Annotated in this window: 22 protein-coding genes; 6 read left to right on the top strand and 16 right to left on the bottom strand. The window is 61.2% G+C overall.

The features are described 5' to 3' along the window. Positions 1–123: 123 nt before the first annotated feature. Together ttcA and JP75_RS12570 are read left to right on the top strand one after the other, a co-directional pair. Positions 124–978 (top strand): tRNA 2-thiocytidine(32) synthetase TtcA, encoded by an 855-nt coding sequence (ttcA, locus tag JP75_RS12575; protein WP_169745529.1) that lies wholly within the window; start codon positions 124–126, stop codon positions 976–978. 6 nt (positions 979–984) lie between these two features. Further along, positions 985–1797, top strand: a complete 813-nt coding sequence (locus JP75_RS12570; RefSeq protein ID WP_035083375.1) for an inositol monophosphatase family protein — start codon at positions 985–987, stop codon at positions 1795–1797. Here JP75_RS12570 and JP75_RS12565 read toward each other — a convergent pair. Further along, entirely contained in the window at positions 1794–2987 is a 1194-nt protein-coding gene (locus tag JP75_RS12565; protein ID WP_035083373.1) for a pyridoxal-phosphate-dependent aminotransferase family protein, read from the bottom strand. The genes JP75_RS12570 and JP75_RS12565 overlap by 4 nt on opposite strands. Before the next feature lie 96 nt (positions 2988–3083). Here JP75_RS12565 and JP75_RS12560 point away from each other — a divergent pair, with 96 nt between their 5' ends. The 3 genes from JP75_RS12560 to JP75_RS12550 are packed head-to-tail and all read left to right on the top strand — an operon-like array spanning position 3084 to position 4417. Continuing rightward, positions 3084–3398 (top strand): ArsR/SmtB family transcription factor, encoded by a 315-nt coding sequence (locus tag JP75_RS12560; protein WP_035083370.1) that lies wholly within the window; start codon positions 3084–3086, stop codon positions 3396–3398. Further along, positions 3395–3733, top strand: a complete 339-nt coding sequence (locus tag JP75_RS12555; protein ID WP_035083367.1) for an SRPBCC family protein — start codon at positions 3395–3397, stop codon at positions 3731–3733. Before JP75_RS12560 ends, JP75_RS12555 begins: the two co-directional genes overlap by 4 nt. Before the next feature lie 54 nt (positions 3734–3787). Next, positions 3788–4417, top strand: a complete 630-nt coding sequence (locus JP75_RS12550; protein ID WP_035083365.1) for an ATP-dependent Clp protease proteolytic subunit — start codon at positions 3788–3790, stop codon at positions 4415–4417. A gap of 40 nt (positions 4418–4457) precedes the next feature. On the opposite strand, the gene JP75_RS12545 is transcribed toward JP75_RS12550, so the two are convergent. The 14 genes from JP75_RS12545 to purC all read right to left on the bottom strand — a co-directional run bounded on the left by JP75_RS12545 (position 4458) and on the right by purC (position 16108). Next, on the bottom strand, positions 4458–5714 hold the full coding sequence (locus JP75_RS12545) for a multidrug effflux MFS transporter (protein WP_051960658.1): 1257 nt from the start codon (positions 5712–5714) through the stop codon (positions 4458–4460). Between the two features lie 122 nt (positions 5715–5836). After that, the gene (locus JP75_RS12540; RefSeq protein ID WP_244446307.1) at positions 5837–7054 is read right to left on the bottom strand and encodes an MFS transporter; all 1218 of its coding nucleotides are present in this window, start codon (positions 7052–7054) and stop codon (positions 5837–5839) included. Positions 7055–7236: 182 nt separating this feature from the next. Beyond that, positions 7237–7572, bottom strand: a complete 336-nt coding sequence (gene grxD / locus JP75_RS12535) for a Grx4 family monothiol glutaredoxin (protein WP_035083360.1) — start codon at positions 7570–7572, stop codon at positions 7237–7239. A 110-nt stretch (positions 7573–7682) separates the two neighbouring features. Then, positions 7683–8318, bottom strand: a complete 636-nt coding sequence (locus JP75_RS12530; RefSeq protein ID WP_160194685.1) for an HAD family hydrolase — start codon at positions 8316–8318, stop codon at positions 7683–7685. Continuing rightward, positions 8315–8698 (bottom strand): HIT family protein, encoded by a 384-nt coding sequence (locus tag JP75_RS12525; RefSeq protein ID WP_051960657.1) that lies wholly within the window; start codon positions 8696–8698, stop codon positions 8315–8317. Before JP75_RS12525 ends, JP75_RS12530 begins: the two co-directional genes overlap by 4 nt. Continuing rightward, entirely contained in the window at positions 8695–9018 is a 324-nt protein-coding gene (locus JP75_RS12520; protein WP_244446306.1) for a DUF6665 family protein, read from the bottom strand. Before JP75_RS12520 ends, JP75_RS12525 begins: the two co-directional genes overlap by 4 nt. Before the next feature lie 5 nt (positions 9019–9023). Further along, positions 9024–9257, bottom strand: coding sequence for a BolA/IbaG family iron-sulfur metabolism protein (locus tag JP75_RS12515; protein ID WP_035083355.1), 234 nt, complete (start codon positions 9255–9257; stop codon positions 9024–9026). A gap of 87 nt (positions 9258–9344) precedes the next feature. Then, on the bottom strand, positions 9345–9938 hold the full coding sequence (locus JP75_RS12510) for a hypothetical protein (protein ID WP_035083354.1): 594 nt from the start codon (positions 9936–9938) through the stop codon (positions 9345–9347). A gap of 81 nt (positions 9939–10019) precedes the next feature. Beyond that, the gene (gene purL / locus JP75_RS12505; protein WP_035083352.1) at positions 10020–12245 is read right to left on the bottom strand and encodes a phosphoribosylformylglycinamidine synthase subunit PurL; all 2226 of its coding nucleotides are present in this window, start codon (positions 12243–12245) and stop codon (positions 10020–10022) included. Next, the gene (locus JP75_RS12500) at positions 12242–12853 is read right to left on the bottom strand and encodes a DJ-1/PfpI family protein (RefSeq protein WP_035083351.1); all 612 of its coding nucleotides are present in this window, start codon (positions 12851–12853) and stop codon (positions 12242–12244) included. The genes purL and JP75_RS12500 overlap by 4 nt, the downstream gene beginning before the upstream one ends. A gap of 33 nt (positions 12854–12886) precedes the next feature. After that, positions 12887–13555, bottom strand: a complete 669-nt coding sequence (purQ, locus tag JP75_RS12495; protein WP_035083349.1) for a phosphoribosylformylglycinamidine synthase subunit PurQ — start codon at positions 13553–13555, stop codon at positions 12887–12889. 203 nt (positions 13556–13758) lie between these two features. After that, positions 13759–14826 carry an acyltransferase family protein gene (locus tag JP75_RS12490; protein ID WP_035083348.1) on the bottom strand — a complete coding sequence of 356 codons (1068 nt, stop codon included), beginning with the start codon at positions 14824–14826 and terminating at the stop codon, positions 13759–13761. Between the two features lie 258 nt (positions 14827–15084). Then, complete coding sequence (purS, locus tag JP75_RS12485) at positions 15085–15327, bottom strand: phosphoribosylformylglycinamidine synthase subunit PurS (protein ID WP_035083345.1); 243 nt, start codon at positions 15325–15327, stop codon at positions 15085–15087. Between the two features lie 16 nt (positions 15328–15343). Next, positions 15344–16108: a phosphoribosylaminoimidazolesuccinocarboxamide synthase gene (gene purC / locus JP75_RS12480; protein WP_035083343.1), complete on the bottom strand. Its 765-nt coding sequence runs from the start codon at positions 16106–16108 to the stop codon at positions 15344–15346. A gap of 230 nt (positions 16109–16338) precedes the next feature. Between purC and JP75_RS12475 the strand changes: the two genes are divergently transcribed. Next, complete coding sequence (locus JP75_RS12475) at positions 16339–16662, top strand: DUF1476 domain-containing protein (RefSeq protein WP_035083342.1); 324 nt, start codon at positions 16339–16341, stop codon at positions 16660–16662. 55 nt (positions 16663–16717) lie between these two features. On the opposite strand, the gene JP75_RS12470 is transcribed toward JP75_RS12475, so the two are convergent. Next, positions 16718–17020, bottom strand: a complete 303-nt coding sequence (locus JP75_RS12470; protein ID WP_084587654.1) for a DUF1344 domain-containing protein — start codon at positions 17018–17020, stop codon at positions 16718–16720. Between the last annotated feature and the right edge of the window lie 191 nt (positions 17021–17211).

The raw sequence follows: 17211 nt of genomic DNA, 5'->3' as shown, positions 1-17211 counted from the left end.
AAACAAGGACGCGAAGTTAAGGTTTGGTAAGGTTTGCCCCGCTCGCTTTTGCTTCCCCTTGGGCCCGCGAGACGCTATCAGCTACGCAAAGATGTCAGAGAGAGTTTCGCCATGACCGCGGTGATGGAAGCCCCCGCCACGCCGACCGATGACAGCGAAGTCGGCGCGCACCCGATCTATGCGAATGCGCCCCGCTCGGTCGAGTTCAACAAGCTGCGCAAGCGCCTGATCCGCAACACACGCGAGGCGCTGGAAAAATTCGGCATGGTGAAGCCGGGCGAGAAGTGGCTGATTGCCCTTTCCGGCGGCAAGGACAGCTATGGGCTGCTTGCCCTGCTGCTGGATCTGAAATGGCGCGGCCTGCTACCGGTCGAATTGCTGGCCTGCAATCTTGATCAGGGCCAGCCGAATTTCCCCAAGCACATCCTGCCGCAATTCCTCGAAGGACTGGGGATCGAACACCGTATCGAATACCAGGACACCTACTCGATCGTGACCGACAAGCTGCCGGCCGGCGCGACCTATTGCTCGCTTTGCTCCCGCCTGCGCCGCGGCAATCTCTATCGCATCGCCCGCGAAGAGGGGTGCACCGCCCTGGTGCTCGGCCATCATCGTGACGACAGCCTCGAAACCTTCTTCATGAACATGTTCCATGGCGGCAAGCTCGCGGCCATGCCGGCAAAGCTCGTCAATGACGAAGGCGATCTCGCCGTTTTGCGGCCGCTGATCTACTGCGCCGAGGAAGATCTGCAGAAGTTCTCCGACTCGATGCAGTTCCCGATCATTCCTTGCGACCTCTGCGGTTCGCAGGAAGGCCTCGAGCGCAATGCAATGAAGGCCATGCTGACCGATATCGAAAAGCGCATGCCCGGTCGCAAGGACGTCATGATCCGTGCGCTAGGCAACATTAATCCCAGCCATATGCTCGACCCGAAGCTTTTCGATTTTGCGGGTCTGACCCTCAATCAGAAGGAATAGAGACGCATGAATATCGAACGCTTGGCCGCCATTCTTCGTCAGGCCGCCAAGGACGAAATCATGCCGCGCTTCCGCCGGCTCGATGATGGCATGGTGCGCTCCAAGGCCAATGCCTTCGATCTGGTCACCGAAGCCGATGAAAGCGCCGAACGCGCCATCGCCGCTGCCATCAATGCCCATTCGCCCAATACGGTGGTGATCGGCGAGGAAGCCGTCTCCGCCAATCCGAACCTGCTCAACAGCCACTTCGAAGACCGCACCGTGATCTATGTCGATCCCGTGGACGGCACCTATAATTTCGCCTCCGGCCTGCCACTCTTTGCCGTCATGGCGGCGGTGGTAGAAAACGGCGAGACCGTTGCCGGCGTGATCTACGATCCCATGGGCGACGATTTCCTGATGACCGAGCGTGCCTGCGGTACCTGGCAGGTTTTCCCCGATGGTCGCCGCGTGCGCCAGAAGTTCGCCGAGCCAACCGCCCTTGCCGAAATGGGCGGCCTCGCCTCGGTTTCCTATCTGCCGACGGAAGTCCGCAGCCAGGTCTTGGGCAATCTCGCCAAGGTAAAGATGTTCGCCAATTACCGCTGCGCCGGCCATGAATACCGCATGGCCGCTGGCGGACACGCGCATTTCCTCATGTACAACAAGCTCATGCCCTGGGATCACGTCGCCGGCGCGCTGATGATGCGCGAAGCTGGCGCCCATGTCGCCCGCTTCGATGGCTCGGAATATAAGGCCAGCCACACAGGCGGCGGGCTGCTCGTGGCGCCGAGCAAGGAGAACTGGGACGAGCTGCGGCGCGAAGTTTTCGTCGTCTAGGCTTTTCCGAAGGTTTTCGCCGCGGCTTCGACAGCGCCGGAGCCGCGCGAGATCCCCAAAGCCTCCATGCCTGCTTCCATGCTGGCCAGCACGCCGAGGACCATATGAGCATTGACGTGGCCCATATGGCCGATGCGGAAGAAGTCGGCATAGGCGGGCTCATCTGCCGTGGCCATGCCGAGGCCCACGCCGAGCGTAATGCCGGCTTCGCTCTCCAGCCAGCGCCGGAGTTTTAGCGCGCCGCCATTGCTGATACGCGCAGCGGTAACGGAATGGCCACGGCCAGCCGGATTGGCAATATTCTGTCCGATATGCGGATTACCCGCGCTCCAGGCCTCAAGGGCAGCCCAAACGGTGCGGGCGAGGCGGGCATGGCGGGCCCAGACGGCTTCTAGGCCCTCTTCATCGAGGATCATCGCTAGGGCTTCGCGCATGGCGAAGAGATGCAGCGTCGGCGCCGTGCCGCCGAAATATAGATAGAACTCCGCGCCGATCGCGCGTGGGCCCCAATCCCAATAGGGGGTGCGGAGATCGGCGGCCGCCGTGCGTTCCTTTGCCTTGTCCGAAAACCACAGCAGCCCGAGACCAGGAGGCATCATCAAGCCCTTCTGGCTGGCGCCGACTACGATATCCACGCCCCAGTCATCCATGCGCAGTTCATCGCATCCAAGGCTGGCAACGGCGTCGACAGCGAGCAGGGCTGGGTGCCCGGCGTCGTCCAGTGCCTTGCGCATGGCGACGATGTCGTTTTTGGCCGAAGAGGCCGTATCGACATGCGTGACCATCAGCACCTTGATCGCGTGCGCGGTGTCGGCCTTCAGCCGCTCGGCAACGCGTGCGGGATCGGCCGGGCCGGATTTGCCGCAATCGAGGATTTCCACGTCGACGCCCATGCGGATGGCCGCATTGGCCCAGCCCATGCCGAAGAGTCCCGTCGCCACCAGCAGGGCCTTGTCGCCGCGCGAAAAGAGATTGGCGTTGGCTGCTTCCCACGCGCCATGGCCGTTAGCGATATAGATGGCCACATTCTGCCGCGTCATTGCAACGCGCCGCAGGTCGGCCATCAGCTTGTTCATCATCTCCACCACTTCGCCCTCATAGATATTGGGCGAGGCGCGGTGCATGGCATTGAGCACACGTTCGGGAACGACCGAAGGGCCGGGAATGGCGAGATAAGTGCGACCAGTCATTGGAGAATCCGGAAGGGAGGTATGCCCAGCCTAGCGTGAGCCCAGCAGGCCGCAACCCTCTTGTCACGACTCATAAGTCCGTGCTTATGTGTAGGCATGAACGAAGCAGAGATATTCAAAGTCCTGGCCGATCCGACCCGCCGCGCGATTCTCGAGCGGCTGTCCGGCGATGAATTGACGGCAACCGACCTGCGCGAGGGCTTTGCCATCTCGCAGCCGGCCATGTCGCAACACATCGCCGTGCTCAAGGGGGCGGGACTGATCAGCGAACGCCGGGAGGGCCGATTTGCGCATTACCGCGTCGACCCCGACGGCTTTGCGCCTCTGCATGGCTGGCTGGCGCGCTATCGCGATTTCTGGCCGAGCCGTATCGACAACCTCAAAGACCTGCTCAGGGAGATGGATCAATGAAGGACGACGCCGACACGCTGGTGTTCGAAACCACGCTCGATGCTCCGCCCGAAAAGGTCTGGCGGGCGCTGTCCATTCCCGAATATCTCGAACGCTGGTTGCAGCCGCCGGCCGATGCGGAAATTTCCGTCGTCGCGGCCGACGAGAACAAGAGCCTGACCTATCGCTGGCGCGAGCCGGGCGAGGGGACCGCCGCGGAGCCCGAGGAAAGCCTCGTCACCTTCGAGATTTCTCCGCGCGAAGATGGCGGCACCTGGTTTCGCCTGACGCATGCGCCGATTGCGCTGCCGCAGCCGGCCAATAGCAATGAACCGGTGATGATGCTGGCCGCCTGAGGCCCGCACACACCCCCGAAGCTTCCAAAAACTCCAACTGAACGGAGGTCGCCTATGCGCGACATGATGCAACTCGTCCCTATGGTCGTGGAACAATCGAGCCGCGGCGAACGGGCTTTTGATATTTACTCGCGTCTGCTGCGCGAGCGGATCATCTTCGTGAATGGCGAGGTCGAGGACAACATGGCCTCGCTGGTCTGCGCCCAGTTGCTTTTCCTCGAGGCCGAAGCGCCGACCAAGCCGATCTACATGTATATCAACTCGCCCGGCGGCGTCGTGACGGCGGCTCTCTCGATGTACGACACGATGCAATTCATCAAGGCGCCGGTCGGCACGCTCTGCATGGGCATGGCCGCTTCTGCAGCCACCCTGATCCTTGCCGCTGGAGAGGCCGGCCAGCGCGCCAGCCTGCCCAATACGTCGATCATGATGCACCAGCCTTCAGGAGGCTATCAGGGCAAGGTCACGGATATTCTTATCCATGCCGAAGAGAGCAGGAGGCTCAAGCGGCTGACCAACGGCATCTATGCCAAGCATTGCGGCCGGACATATGAGGAGGTTGAAGCCGCACTCGAGCGCGATCGCTATATGGCGCCGGAAGACGCCAAGGCCTGGGGGCTGGTCGATCACGTCTATTCCGACCGCACTCAATTGGCGCTGCCCAGCACCGACCCGGCAAACTAGACAAGAAAAAAGCCACCCGGCGAATTGGGTGGCTTCAAACTCAGTGGGCTTCCATCACCGGTTCGCCCTTGGGGTGCGCATATTGCTCGCCCACGCCGAAGAGTTTTCCCTTTTCGGCAATGAGAATGCAGATCAGCGCCAGGATACCCATGGTGAAATAGCCCGTGGCTGCCGGCACCGTTGTGCCGTCGAAATGCTGCCCCGTATAGCTGCCGATCAGCGCACCGCCGACAGTCTGGATGAACCCGAAGACCGAAGACGCCGTACCGGCCACAGCGCCGAGCGGCTCCATGGAGAGCGAGTTCATGTTCGACGAGGCCCAGCCGAAGCTGAACATGATGATCGCAAGCAGCGGGAAGAACAGCCACAGCGGCATGAAGCCTGCCAGTGCCAAGGCCAGCCAGATGCCGCTGACAATGGTGAAGGACAGCATGGCCCCGTGCGACAGGCGACGCATGCCGAAGCGGCGGACGATCCGCGAATTGGTGAAGGACGACACCGCCATCAGACCAGCCATGGCCGCGAAGGCCACGGGGAAATAGACGCCGAGCCCATAGATATCGACATAGATTTGCTGGCTCGAGCTGATGAAGCCAAAGAGCGCGCCAAAGAGGAACGTGCCGGCGAGGCCATAGGAAATCGCCGGGCGATTGGTGAAGACGATCTTGAAGCTCGTCGCAATGCCCGAGAAGGTCAGCGGACGGCGCTTGTCGAGCGCCAGGGTTTCCGGCAGGCGCCTATAGGTCCAGAACCAGAAAGCGGCGGCGAGCACGCCCATGAAGATGAAGATCGTCTGCCAGGGGCCGGTCAGCAGCAGAATCTGGCCGACGCCGGGCGCGATGATGGGGATGGCCATGAACACCATGAAGGTGAGCGACATGACCTCGGCCATTTCGCGGCCGGAATACCGGTCGCGCACCACGGACATGGTGATCACGCGAACGCTGGCAGCCCCCATGCCCTGAATGAAACGCAGCAGTAGCAATATGCCGAAGGTGGGCGCGAAGATCGCCGCGATCGCGGCGACGATATAGATAGCCATACCGACGAGCAGGGGACCGCGGCGGCCGAAACGGTCGGAGAGCGGGCCGAAAGCGAGCACGGCAATGCCCATGCCCAGCATGTAGGAGGAGACGACGAACTGGCGCTCGTTCTCGTTGGCGACGCCCAGAGCTTCGCCCATATAGGGCAGGGCCGGCAGCATGACGTCGATGGCAAGGGCATTGAGCGCCATCAGCGCGGCCATAAGGGCAATGAATTCGGGGCGCGAAAGCACCCGAGTAAAATGGTCGGACATGATTATTGCTCAGTATGAGGGCGCCCAGGGGAAGGGGCGGCAAAATTACGGCCGGACCATGAACCTGTCCGGCCGCATTGGCAAGTCTGTATCGTCAAATGACGATAATTGAAAATTTGTCCTCAGGCGGGCCTCAGCGAGAAGTTGGGCACGCTGCGCTCGTTGATCGGAATGTGCAGCGCCGCGGAGGCGAGGCCCAGCACAATGCCTAGATACCAGACCAGCGCATAGGAGCCGGTCATGTCGAAGGCGAAGCCGCCAAGCCAGACGCCCACGAAAGAACCGAGCTGGTGGCTGAAGAAAGCGACGCCATAGAGCATGCCCATATAACGCGCGCCGAAGAACAGGGTCACGAGGCCCGCCGTCAGCGGCACGGTCGAGAGCCAGAGCAGACCCATGGCGGCTGCGAAGGCATAGGCCGTCACTTCGCTGACCGGAATCAGCAGGAAGAGACCGATGGCCAGGGCTCGCAGAAAATAGATCGATGCCAGCAGCAACTGCTTGGGCAGCTTGCCGCCGAGATAGCCGGCCAGCAGCGACCCAACGATGTTGAAGAGGCCAATGACCGCAATCGTCCAGCTACCGACTTCAGGCGAAAGCCCGCACTGCACCAGATAGGCCGGCATGTGCACGTTGATGAAGGCCAGGTGGAAGCCGCAGACGAAGAAGCCGATCACGAGGAGCCGATAGGAGCCATGGCCCCAGGCCTTTGCCAGCGCTTCCATGAAGGGCAGATCGGCGTGACCGACCGGATTTTCGGTGCGGCCACGCAGGGCATAGCTGAGCGGAATGATCAGCAGTAGCGCCATGCCGAGATAGATCAGGGCGGACTGCCAACCAAAGGCATTGATGAAGCCCTGGCTGATCGGCGCAAAGGCGAACTGGCCGAAGGACGAAGCGGCGGTGGCGACGCCAAAGATCAGCGAGCGCTTTTCCATCGGCACCGAGCGGCCGAAGGCCGCCATGACCACCGAGAAGGAACAGACGGCAATGCCGACGCCTGTGACAATGCCCGCCGTGAGCGAGAGCATGCTGGCAGACGGCGAGAAGGCCATGCCGAAGACACCCAGCGCATAGACGGCAGCGCCGATAGCGATGGTCCGGCCCGTGCCGACCCGGTCGGCATAGGCGCCGGCAAAAGGCTGCGCGATACCCCAGGCGAGGTTCTGGATCGCCATGGCCATGCCCCAGCCTTCGCGGCTGAGGCCGAGATCGCCGGTCATCGGCAGCGTGAAGAGGCCAAAACTGGTGCGGACACCATTGCCGATGGCCGCGACCATGCAGCCGGCGATGATCAGGACGAGCAGTGGCACTGCGGGGCGAAGGGCGGAAGTGTTCATGGGAAGCATCCGGATATTAGGTGCTTTTAGTACGCCCGAGCCCTCATCACGCAAAGCGATATTCTCGAATGGGCCTCATCAGTTCCCGTGATGACTTGGTCTGCCAAAGCTCGAACGCGCTCCCAAAGCAAAAGGCCCCGCCGGGCTAGGGCAGGGCCTTCAAATTCTCGAAAAGCGAGCGATCAGGCGCTCTGCTTGACCGCGATGCCGGCCTGCTGCAGGTGCGTCTGCAATTCGCCCGACTGGAACATTTCGCGGGTGATGTCGGCGCCGCCGATGAATTCACCCTTCACATAGAGCTGCGGAATGGTCGGCCAGTTGGAATAGGCCTTGATGCCATCGCGCAGTTCTGGGCTTTCGAGCACGTTGGCGCTGTCATAGTCGACGCCGAGATAGCTCAGGATCTGAACGACCTGGCCGGAGAAGCCGCACTGCGGAAAATCGGGCGTGCCCTTCATGAAGAGGAACACGTCGTTGTTCTTCACCTTCTCATCGATAAAGGCGTTGATATCGGTCATGGGGAGGAGCCTTTCAGTAAACCGGGGTCAAGGCCCGGCGGAACTCAGTCACTAAATAGGACAGGACTGTGGCGCTGTCGAGATCAGCCATCGGCGGATGGCGATGTTTGTTACTGCGTCGTCCCGAGGCGCTCGGCGATCCAGGGATGCGTGGTACAATCGTCGAGCGTACCAAACAGCACTGCGTCCCAGCCATGCTTTCGCGCTGCATCGACAACTTTAGGCGTGTCGTCGAAAAATATCGGCGGCAGGTCGGACACGGGCATGTGCGCTTCGGCCATCTCGTAGAACTTCTTATGCGCCTTGGTGCGACCAAATCGGGCCGAATAGAACATGTCTTCGAACAGGTCCCTTAGGCCAAGGGACTGCCAGAGAAACTGCGCTCGGCTGTGGTCCTGGTTGGTGGCGAGATAGAGTTTTACGTCTGGATGCGCCTTCAGCTTTCGAACTGTGTCGATCATGGGCGAGTTGGGAAAACAGTCGTGGCTCATCCAGAGATCGTGCACGGCCATCGTCGAGCCCTTGTAGCCAAAGGCCTTTAGGCGCCGGTCGAGCGCCTCGATCATGGGCACCTCACCAATCAAGACACGCTTCATGAAGATGTCGTGGATGAATTCCCGCTGGAAACGCTCGGCATTGATGCCGAGGGCGCGGAGCTTGTCATCAAAACTTTCGTGCAGGTCGGGCCGGGCGTGATAGCCGTGAACAAGCACGCCATCGACGTCGAAGATCACCGCACGTGTCACGTGCCAACTCGCTGTTGCTTGAAGGCATATCGGATGCCCTTGCCTTCGAGCGGCTCGCCGGCAAAGCGCGGAATGATGTGAAGGTGTGTGTGGAACACGTTCTGTCCTCCGACGGCACCCACATTCCATCCCAGCGTGTAGCCATCGGGCTCAAGAGCGGCAAAATGCTCGCGGGAGGCAGCAAGTGCCGGGCCGAAATCGGCCCATTCTTCCGGCGTCATCTCGAACGGATTTTCGCTGTGGCGGTGGGGCACGATCATGCCGGCGCGCTGCAAGGTGGGATCGAGGCTGGGCAGAAGATAAAAGTGCCGCGTTTCGAGGATAACACTGTCGGACAACAGGCCATTGGCCCGGCAGAACCTGCAACCCGGCTCGGTCATGGCCGCCGTGCCGGCTTCGCTCCGAGCCCGATGAGAACGTCGCCGGGAATGGCGAGCGCTTGAATGACGTCCGCGTGGCGGCGGAAGCCGATCAATTCTCGCTGCACGAAATAGGACCAGACCGCGTCCCGGGCATCGTCGAGGGCAAGTTCCCGGTTGAGCGATCCTTCGGCGAGCGCCTTCAGTGTCTTGATCACGCGCGCTTCCGCTGCGCCGAGCGAATTAGCCCGCTCGGCGGCGATTTCATGTTCCAGCGCCGCGGTGCCGGCCTCGGGCCGAACCATGCGGATAAGGTCGAGCGACTCGCGCAGGCCCGACATGCAGCTTATTCGGGTATGCTGGTTTGCAGGGCCAGCGCATGCAACGCGCCGCCCATGTCGCCCTGCAGGCTATCATAGACCATCTTGTGCTGCTGCACGCGGGTCTTGCCGCGGAAGCTCTCGGAAATCACCGAGGCCGCCCAGTGGTCGCCGTCGCCGGCAAGGTCGCGAATTTCGATTTCAGCATCGGGCAGGGCGGCCTTGATGCGGCGCTCGATCTCGGTGGCGTCCATTGGCATGTGCAGTCTCCCGTGCTCGTTTCTGCCGTTTCCGGCGCATGTGCCTGATATGGCACGCGACTGCGGCAGCTTCAATATCGGGCGATGCTATTGCGCCGGAGCCGGTTCCGTTTCGGCGGTGGCGCCGATGCAGCATTCCGCGTCGGAGCGCGTGGCAAAATTGGCCACGATGAAATCGACCAGCGGGCGAATCTGCTCGGCAACCGACGTGGCATAGATGCAGTCGAGCGCATAGCCGCGGCCCGACGCCACGGTTTCGGTGTGAAGCAGCGTCACGGGCACGCTCATCGGCGAGCTTTCGCTGGTGCCCTCATAGAAGAGCGCCGTCGCGTCCTGATACTGCGTGGTGCCGCGATTTCCGAGCACGAAACCCGGAAAGGTCTCGGCCCAGGATGCTGTTACGGCCGCCTCGTCGATTTGCGAAAGCGCGCTCTCGGCGGTCCATTGCGTGTCTTCCACCGGCAGAATGGTGAGGTCGCATTGTAGTGGCGCATTGGGATGGTTGATCACCAGCGGCTCGCCTGCGCCGCCGGTGGCGGTCATGACTTCGGGGTAGATCAGCGTATAGGGCTGGTCGGCAAAGATTGAGCGGGTAACGCTGACGCTCTGGCCGAGCGCTACAACCGGCATGGCCGCTGCGCCCAAACCCACGACGATCGCCAGAAAACGCTTCGATCTCATCAGACGCTCCAGAAAAAACCACGCCGCCCTTTGGCGTACCAAAGAGCGGCGATCATATGGCAGGGGCCGGCTAAGTGCTAATCAAGCCGACATATAGTTGGGGAACCAGCTCTCGTGAGCCTGGGTCAGGGCAGAGACCGAAACCGGCTTGGCATGACCCAGAACGAGGTCCGCGCCGCCCGTGCTGCCGATCCAGGTGGCATAGATGCCCAAGACTTTGGCTTGGTCGAAGAGCGCCGTAATCTCATCGCCCTGCGGGTCGAGGTTGAGCGTCACGAGGTAGCGTCCCTGGTCCTCGCCAAAATACTGCAGAATGGGATCGTAGCCTTCGATATCGACCACAGTCGCGCCGATGCCGCCCGAAATCGCCATTTCGGCGAGGCCCACGCCCAGGCCGCCATCGGAAAGATCGTGGCAAGCGGTAACCGCACCGGAACGGATCAGTTTTCGCACGAAGTCGCCCGTCTTGCGTTCGGCGGCGAGGTCGACATGCGGCGCATCGCCGTCGCGACGGTCGAAGAGATCACGCAGATAGATCGATTGGCCGAGATGCGAACCGCGCTCGGCTGGACCGCCGATGAGCAGGATCGGCTGGCCCTCGGCGACAAAACCGATACGGACGCTCTTCTGCCAATCGGGCAGCAGGCCAACGCCGCCAATGGTCGGGGTCGGCAGAATGCCGCGGCCATTGGTTTCGTTGTAGAGCGAGACATTGCCCGAGACGATCGGGAAATCGAGCGCACGGCAAGCATCGCCGATACCGCCCACGGCTTTCACCAATTGCCCCATGATTTCCGGCCGTTCGGGATTGCCGAAATTGAGGTTGTCTGTCGCCGCCAGCGGTTCCGCACCGGTAGCGGTCAGGTTACGCCAGCACTCGGCCACGGCCTGCTTGCCGCCCTCATAGGGGTTGGCTTCGCAATAGCGCGGATTGACGTCCGAGGTGAAGGCGAGGCCCTTGCTGTCGTGGCCGAGCACACGGATCACGCCGGCATCGCCACCCGGGCGCTGCACGCTATTGCCCTGGATCATGGTGTCATACTGCTCGTAGACCCAGCGGCGCGACGAGCACTGATGGCCGCCAACGAGTTTTAGGAGCGCCTCGGCCACATCCATCTGCGGCACGTCATCTGCCGCGAGCGCCGCTGGAATCTTTGGCTCGACCCAGGGACGATCATATTCCGGAGCCTCGTCGCCGAGTTCCTTGATCGGCAGATTGGCGACTTCCTCGCCCTGCCAAAGCACGCGGAACCGCAGGTCGTCGGTGGTCTTGCCGACGGTGGCAAAATCCAGTTCCCACTTTTCGAACACGGCGCGGGCTTCCGGTTCCTTTTCCGGATGCAGCACCATGAGCATGCGCTCCTGGGATTCGGACAGCATCATCTCGTAGGCCGTCATGTGCTCTTCGCGCACCGGCACCTTGTCGAGGTTCAGTTCGATGCCAAGATCGCCCTTGGCACCCATTTCGACGGCGGAGCAGGTCAGGCCGGCAGCACCCATGTCCTGAATGGCAATGACGGCACCCGTGGCCATCAGCTCAAGGCAGGCTTCTAGTAGGCGCTTTTCGGTGAACGGGTCGCCAACCTGCACGGTCGGACGCTTCTCTTCGATGTCGTCGCCGAATTCGGCCGAAGCCATGGTAGCACCGCCAACGCCGTCACGGCCAGTCTTGGCGCCGAGATAGACGACAGGCAGGCCTACGCCTTCTGCCTTCGAGTAGAAAATCTTGTCGGTATCGGCGAGGCCGGCCGCGAAGGCGTTGACCAGGTTATTGCCATTATAGCGCGCGTCGAATTCGACTTCGCCGGCCACGGTCGGCACGCCGAAGGAATTGCCATAGCCGCCAACGCCGGCGACGACGCCATGCACCAGGTGCTTGGTCTTTTCGTGCTCGGGGGCGCCAAAGCGCAGCGCGTTCATCGCTGCCACAGGGCGGGCGCCCATGGTGAAAACGTCGCGCAGAATGCCGCCTACGCCGGTTGCCGCGCCCTGATAGGGCTCGATAAAGCTCGGGTGGTTGTGCGATTCCATTTTGAAGACGACGGCCTGACCGTCGCCGATATCGACGACACCGGCATTTTCGCCCGGACCCTGGATCACGCGCGGCCCGGTCGTCGGCAACGTGCGCAGCCACTTCTTCGAGCTCTTGTAGGAGCAATGCTCGTTCCACATGGCCGAGAAAATGCCGAGCTCGGTATAGGTCGGCTCGCGACCGATCAGGTCGAGAATCTTCTGGTATTCATCCGGTTTGAGCCCGTGGTCGGCGACCAACTGCGGGGTGATTTCGATGTCGTTACGAAGGGTCATCGGGTCGTTCCGTAGGGGGGCTCGGGATAATATTCCATGACGCGCTGCGTCTCATGGGCAAGGTCATGGCCGAAAAGGTGGCCGACGAACCATAGCGACATATCGATGCCGGCAGAGACGCCGCCGCTGGTGACGACGCTGCCGTGGCGCACATAGCGCTCGTCCGGCGTAAAATAGGCCTTCAGGGCCATGCTGCGGACCCAGTCCATGGCGGCGTGATTGGTCGTCGCCCGCTTGCCATCGAGGAAACCGGTTTGGCCCAGCAGCGCCGCGCCGGTGCACACCGACGCTTGCCATTTGGCGGCCGCCAGATAGTCGCGCAACGTGTCGATAAAGGCGTCGTCCATGATGATGGTGCGCGTGCCCTTGCCGCCGGGCACGATCACGAGATCAGCAGGTGGGGCGTCGGAAAAATCGTAGTCGGCCTCGATGCGCAGGCCCTTGGCGCAGCGCAGCGCCTTTTCAGGCCAGGCGACCGTAAAGGCATTGAGCGGCGCGCCAAGTTGCGCGGCCATGGTGAAGACTTCCCAGGGGCCGACGAAGTCCAGTTCCTCGACGTCGGGAAAGACGACGATGCCGACATTGAGCGGATTGTTTGCATCAACCATGTTGCTCTCCCACTGCGATCGAGGCCGTTGGCCTCAGGCCGCCTTGTCGAGAAGCGCTGCAAACAGCGCGCGCCCATCGATCCCGCCATGGGCGGTTTCGATGAGGTTTTCTGGATGCGGCATCAGGCCGAGCACATTCTTCTCGGCATTGAGAATGCCGGCGATATTGTTGATCGAGCCATTGGGATTGGTGCCTGCCGCATAGCGGAAGGCCACACGACCATCGCCTTCAAGTGCAGCCAGCGTCTCGGCATCGGCAAAATAATTGCCGTCATGATGGGCCACCGGGCAGCGGATGATCTGGCCCTTGGCATAGCCTGACGTGAAAGCGTTGTCGGTATTGGTGACTTCAAGCTTCACTTCGCGGCAAACGAATTTGAGCGAGGTATTGCGCATCAGGGCGCCCGGCAGCAGGCCCGCCTCGATCAGGATCTGGAAGCCATTACAGACGCCGAGAACCTTGGTGCCCTTGGCGGCGCGTTCTCGGACCTTGTCCATCATCGGCGAGCGGGCGGCAATGGCGCCGCAGCGGAGGTAATCGCCATAGGAAAAACCGCCGGGAATGACGATCAGGTCGACATCGGGAATGTCGGCATCCTGGTGCCAAACCACGGCGGGCGCCACGCCCCCGATCTTGGTCAGCGCCGCGATCATGTCGCGGTCGCGATTGAGTCCGGGAAACACGATGACGGCGGCCTTCATCGGGCGATCCTTGCTGTGTCTGAACTGATGCGAGGCCTTGTGATCGGTCTTGCCGGAAAAGGCAAGGGCTCCGCGGCATTCCCCATGACTTTGTGACGGTCGTGCTTCGGCGGTCACATCGCCCGTTCGTGCACATCTGCATGTGACGAAAGCAAAATCCCCGCTTTCGCGGGGATCAAGCAGTCTTGTCGATGGACGAGAGCCTATTCGGCCGGAGCCGCAACCGGCCGCGCCGATTGCGAACCCGGCAGATGCGCCCAGGCGGGACGCTCGAACAGGAATTTGCCAAAGCCCACCTTTTCCGCGATCCACCACAGGACCAGCGGCGAGCCAACCGCGACGACCATGATGATGAGGCTCACGAGGTTCGGCTCCTCGATACCGACGGCCAGCAGCAGCGTACGCGCAATGCCCATGGGCAGCACGAAGGCGACATAGACCACCAGCGACTTGCCGCCCATCCAGCGCAGCCAATTCATCCACGGCAGGCGTACGAGAAGCGCCGAGGCGATACAGATCGCCACGGCACCGGCGATCGCGGCGAGAAGGTGAACGCCGGGCAGGGCGCCCCAACCCATCTGGATATGTACGGGATCAAGCCGGAAGCCCGGGGTAAAGACGAGCACCGCATTGACCACAGCCCACGCCGCCAGAACGCCAAGCGCCGCGCCGACATTGCTGGCCGACCAATCCGCGATGCGGAAAATCTGCGGCGCAAAGACATAGCCGGCGTAGAAATAGACGAAATAGGCGCAAAACTGATCGATGAGATAGCTGCCGGTATGAACTGCCGCCATCTGCAACACCGCGCCGACCAGCAGCGCTGACCAATGCGGCACCTTGAACTGGTGCAGCAATTTGCTGACCAGCCCGAAGATGCCGAGCATATAGATGAACCACAGCACACCATAGGGCTCGACAACGGCCCAGGCGAGATAGCTCAGCGCGCCCATGGGATCGCGGCCGACAAGCGCGACCTTGAAGACGATGTGGATCACCGCCCAGAGCGCATAGAAGTAAAAATAGTGAACGATGCGCCGGTCGGCATAGGCGCGCCATGGCCGGTCGATGACCTGGCTCAGGAAAAGGCCCGAGATAAGAAAGAATTCGGGCATGCGGAAGGGCATGGCAAAGGCGATGGTCCAGTGCAGGAAACCGGTCTGGCCGGTATCCTCGCCAACGCTCGATGCACAATACATGATGACGACGAGAAAGATCGACAGGCCCTTGGCCATGTCAACCCAATCAAGTCTCTGCTTGGCCACGGTCATTGTCGTGCTCCCATGCGATTTTGGCCGCACGATAGCAAACGCCTGACACCAGCCGGTTAAGGCGAGCCGTCAGCTTCTAGACAATTGTTGCAGTGGTAAGAAATGCCCTAAGGCCGGTCAGACCGGAACAGAGGCATAGGCTGCGAAGAGCAGCCCAAGCGAGGCGAAAAACATTACTGAGAGAGCAATCTGGGTTTTACGCATGTGCATACAGTCCTACGCCAAGCCCGGCGCGTCATCAATTATCGCAATTAAGCGTTAATTAGAGATTTCGATCTGGTAATTTTCGATCACAGTATTGGCCAGCAGCTTTTCGCACATGCCGGTCAACTGTGTCCGAGCGGCTTCCACATCGGTGCCGTCGAGAATCAGGTCAAAAACCTTGCCCTGGCGGACGCCTTTGACGCCGCCAAAGCCGAGGGAGGCCAGGGAGCCTTCGATGGCCTGGCCCTGGGGGTCGAGAACGCCAGCCTTGAGCGTGACGGTAACGCGCGCTTTCATGGTGTCTTCCCGAATATTACTGGACGAGGCGCGGACCGGTGGTCAGCGCATTGTCGTTTTCAACGAGGATACCGAGACGCTGGGCCACTTCGCGATAGCTTTCGACGAGACCGCCCAGGTTTTCGCGGAAACGATCCTTGTCCATCTTGTTGCGGGTCTTGATGTCCCACAGACGGCAATTGTCCGGGCTGATCTCGTCAGCCAGCACGATGCGCATCAGGTCGCCTTCATAGAGACGGCCGCATTCGATCTTGAAGTCGATGAGCTGGATGCCGACACCCATGAACAGACCGGTCAGGAAGTCGTTGACGCGGATGGCAAGGCTCATGATGTCGTCGAGCTCGGCCGGGGTGGCCCAGCCAAAGGCCGTGATGTGCTCTTCCGAAACCATCGGATCGTTGAGCGCATCGTCCTTGTAGTAGAATTCGATGATCGAACGGGGCAGTTGCGTGCCGGGCTCGAGGCCGAGACGCTTGCAAAGCGAGCCGGCCGCATAATTGCGCACGACCACTTCGAGCGGAATGATCTCGACTTCCTTGATCAACTGCTCGCGCATGTTGATGCGGCGCAGGAAGTGGGTCGGGATGCCCATGGTGTTGAGCTTGGTGAACACGAATTCGGAGATTCGGTTGTTCAGCACGCCCTTGCCGTCGATGATTTCATGGCGAGCGCCGTTGCCGGCCGTGGTGTCGTCCTTGAAATACTGAACCAGAGTGCCAGGTTCCGGACCCTCGAAAAGGATCTTGCCCTTGCCCTCATAGATTTTGCGTCGACGATTCATGGGGGTTTCCGCTGCCGTGAAAAGGTGCACCGTTTAGGCGCGCTTCATGCGCCAGAATGGCACGGAATTGCAAGCTCTTTCGTGTCGCCGTGATCGGCGCTGCTGGCAGACTGTGGCAAGCGCCACACAAGGTCGCATCCCCTCCGCTTCCCGTTGATTTGCGTGGCTCAACCGCCTATGTCGGTGGGGAAAGGCCGGGCGACCGGCGTGCAAGCCATATGGGAGAGACCATGAGCGGGTTCGACGAGCGTCAGAAGGGCCAGGAAGCCAAGTTTGCTTTCGATTCTGAAAAGAAATTCAAGGCCGAAGCACGGCGCAACAAGCTGCTGGGCATCTGGGCTGCCGAGCTGATGAGCCTTTCGGGCGATGAAGCCAAGGCCTATGCCGCTGAAGTTGTGGCTGCCGATTTCGAAGAAGCCGGCGACGAGGACGTGTTCCGCAAGGTTTCCGGCGACCTCAAGGCCAAGGGCATTTCCATCGGCGACGACGTGATTCGCCAGAAGATGGCGACCCTGGTTGCCGTCGCCAACGAGCAGATCGCCTCCGAAGGCTGATCGCTCAAATAGTCTCAAATGCAAAGGGAGCCGGTCTTGCCGGCTCCCTTTTTTGTTACCCGATGGTGACGTTGGTCGCTTCGTACGCGCTCCCGTTCATCTTCCAGTGCACCGTTACCTTCTCGCCGGCCTTGAGGCCAGGGTCCCTGAAGGCGACCGGCAACTGGTAAATCTTCCCATCCGCTAGGGTCAGGGTATGCGCCTTGAGGTCGAATGCCTTGACCGTGCCCGAAATGGACTGGTCCGCCTGCGAGGTCGCCGCGGGTTTGGCCGCAGGCATTGCAGTCGTGGCCGCGAAAGCGGCGCCGGGTGCAACGGCAACAAGGGCAATGAGGAGGGGAGTGACGAACTTACGCATGATTATCTCCATGCGATTCTTTGCCGGTTTTCCGGAGCCGTCGCGTCGCGAATGGATCAGTCATTCGCCGGCGTTTCCAAACCAGCGGGGAGTGGTTTAGGTCTGCCCCGCTGCCTTCTCAAGTTAAGAAGATTTAATTCCACCGAGCGTTTTTCCGACCGAATTTCAGCGACTTAGGCGGAAGTCAGGCG

The organism is Devosia riboflavina (assembly GCF_000743575.1).
GTDB lineage: Bacteria > Pseudomonadota > Alphaproteobacteria > Rhizobiales > Devosiaceae > Devosia > Devosia riboflavina.
This window is presented reverse-complemented; position numbering and strand designations above follow the sequence as displayed.